The sequence below is a fragment of the Bartonella sp. AP7XZML genome (genome assembly GCF_042195745.1).
Lineage (GTDB): Bacteria > Pseudomonadota > Alphaproteobacteria > Rhizobiales > Rhizobiaceae > Bartonella.
On sequence record NZ_JBHIOT010000099.1, the window covers coordinates 1 to 2,528 of the forward strand.

3 protein-coding genes are annotated in these 2,528 nt (G+C 38.8%); all 3 read left to right on the forward strand.

Annotation, left to right across the window (positions count from 1 at the left end):
• Positions 1 to 486: 486 nt before the first annotated feature.
• The 3 genes from ACFILT_RS08245 (at position 487) to ACFILT_RS08255 (ending at position 2,196) form a co-directional block, all read left to right on the forward strand.
• Entirely contained in the window at positions 487 to 990 is a 504-nt protein-coding gene (locus tag ACFILT_RS08245; protein ID WP_375679879.1) for a hypothetical protein, read from the forward strand.
• 174 nt (positions 991 to 1,164) lie between these two features.
• Positions 1,165 to 1,557 carry a hypothetical protein gene (locus ACFILT_RS08250; protein WP_375679880.1) on the forward strand — a complete coding sequence of 131 codons (393 nt, stop codon included), beginning with the start codon at positions 1,165 to 1,167 and terminating at the stop codon, positions 1,555 to 1,557.
• A gap of 48 nt (positions 1,558 to 1,605) precedes the next feature.
• Positions 1,606 to 2,196 carry a hypothetical protein gene (locus ACFILT_RS08255; protein ID WP_375679881.1) on the forward strand — a complete coding sequence of 197 codons (591 nt, stop codon included), beginning with the start codon at positions 1,606 to 1,608 and terminating at the stop codon, positions 2,194 to 2,196.
• The last annotated feature ends 332 nt before the right edge of the window (positions 2,197 to 2,528 follow it).

A 2,528-nucleotide genomic window follows, 5' to 3' on the forward strand; every position in this document is an offset into this window, starting at 1 on the left:
ATGGAATTGTGAGAGGCGCTGGTATTCATGCGGCGGCTTGCCAAATGATTAATCCTTATCATTTTAGGGCTTTATCATTTTTGGGGGGGCCAGATTGACAACGAGGCTTTGAGGCAAAGGGGTGGATTTTAAGGCAAAGAGATTGGAAATTTTTTGAGGAAAAGGTAAGCGTCCAGTGATTACGTTGTGCACTCGAGAAAGCTTGAGAAGAGGCAATGAATGAGGTTTGATTTGGGACTGAGGTTGATCTTGGCTGCGTGCTTGGCTTTCAAGATGGGGGACCACCTTGGGGATAGGGGGGGGCTTGTAAGTGCCTCACGTATAGTGCTTCATGTATAAGCGCGTATAGGGCAAATGAATAAAATACGTAGAGGGGATTTATAGTACTTGCATTACTCTGATAAGGGTGCTAAGCGAATTTACCGCGCTGGTGGCGTGCTATCAAATATTGAAGAGTGGGAATTTTAGAAGTGGGGGAGTATCCGTATGATCGAAGATAAATCACAACACCAATCTGCCCATAAGGGAGATAAGGTTTTTGTATCACAGCCAGTGTTGGATCAATCGGCAACTTTCAAAAAATGGATGGCTCTCTCAACAGGCGATTATATCATCATTTGTTGTTTGGCTATCCTCTTGTTGGTGCTTTTTTCCGCGTCTGCCTATATGAGCCCTTTGGAATTTTTTCACGTTATATCCAAGGAACAGCTCCAAGCACTGGGAAAAATGAAACAAGAAGATTTTCAAGAAATGAGTCAGAGTTTTATACAGATTCCTGCGATCGAATTTCTTCGTAACTTAGGGTGGAATGGTGTTTGGGCTTTTTTATGTCTCTTGCCGCAAATAATTTTTGGCTTTCTTTTTGGGTTGTTTCCGCTCTTTTCTATTTTTAACGCCATATTTAAACGGGATGCGAAGGAAATGATGCTACAATGGGAAAACTTACCAGAGCAGAAACAGCTAGACAACCAATCTCTCAACAAAATATGATAGGGGGGAAAAGTGATCACTTCTATAATGCCTCTTTTAATAACTACATTATTGATCTCCTTAGGGATAGTTATCGTTATTTATTCTGCGTGGAGCATGATACTCTTTTCTACCGTGAAGATCATCTTGTCCATTTATTATTCTTTGATAAAACGGGCAGTACTGTTATGTAAGATGCGAAGGAAATTAAAAAAGGGTGCAGCGCAGAATTTGAGGCATTATCAGGCAGGATGGAGAGGACAGAATACAGTTCTTGTAACACAGTTGCGTGCCTTTTCTTTTCAAGAATCTTTGCTTCTCTCAAAAAAAGATTATAAAATAATCTCTTGGATGGCTTTCATTGCAGTTGCGCTTTTTATACATGCTGTGCTTTTTTCGTCTTTTACTATACGATATGCGATTGTTTCACACAATAATCCGTTGTTTTTTTTGTTATTGATTGAAGCGCTGCCGTTTTTGTTTATTTTGGTATGTAGTGCCATCACTTTGCCTGTTATTTTAATTCTCCATAGTCTCCTTCATTATGGCGTGAAAAAAACAGCAAAGAGATTAGAAACATTTGTTTGAGAAGAGAATGAAAATGATAATTCCACATCAATGTGATAGGGGAAAAAAGTGAGCATTATAATACTACAACATTTGGCTTTTTTAGGGGGCATCATTATTGCCATTTTAATGTTTATGGTTATGATCAGGCTTCCTTACCTGTTGATCAAGCATATGAGGTTATCTTTTAAATTCGCTCAAGACTTGAAAAAGAGTACGACGCAACAAAAACACGCCATACAACAATTGCGCAATGATCTGGGAGAAATGAAGAGACACAATCTCGCGCATAAGACCCTTGATGCGAAAATACGCTTTCTTAACTTTAAAGAATCTCTGCCTCTTTATTCAAAAGAATGTAAAATAATTCTTTTTATTTTTATCCTCTTTACCGTTTTGCAATTTGCTTTCTCTATCGTACATTTGGTATGGTGGAAGGATAGTATGGTCAGTTTTATAATACCGCGGTTTTCAATAGGTCGCATTATTTATGGCCTTCTATGGTTAGGGATTCTTCTCTTTTCTCCGATCATTGGGATCATGTGCATGAAGTTAACGAGAAAATTGAACAAAATACTTCCACAATTGGAAGAAGCGATACAACAACGCGATCAGGCAATGCGTATGCAGAATGTGGAAGGGGGACAAAATGACGAGTAGTCTTATAACATTAATAGCCATTTCTTTCCTGTGTTTTACGCTCTTAAATGTTTTAATATGGGCGCCAATCGTTGTCATTTATTACCTGTTTATCAAGCGTGCGCGGCTTTATTGTCGCGTGAAAAAGGAACTGAAATGCGTGCTGAATGAACGCGATATCGCCTTAAAACAGAACTCCCCAAAATAAAAAGCAGCAGAATGTTTGATAAAAAGCAGCTTTCTCTTGTTTGGCAAGACTATAAAAAAATATTCTATCTTTCTACGGTCATGGCGACTGCTCCAATAGTTATAACTGTTGTCGTTAAGATATGGAGAGGGCAGGACTTTGTTTC

Excerpts from the sequence above, each read along its gene's own strand:
- ACFILT_RS08245 (WP_375679879.1), top strand. The coding sequence starts at position 487 with ATGATCGAAGATAAATCACAACACCAATCTGCCCATAAGGGAGATAAG.
- ACFILT_RS08250 (WP_375679880.1), top strand. The coding sequence starts at position 1,165 with ATGCGAAGGAAATTAAAAAAGGGTGCAGCGCAGAATTTGAGGCATTAT.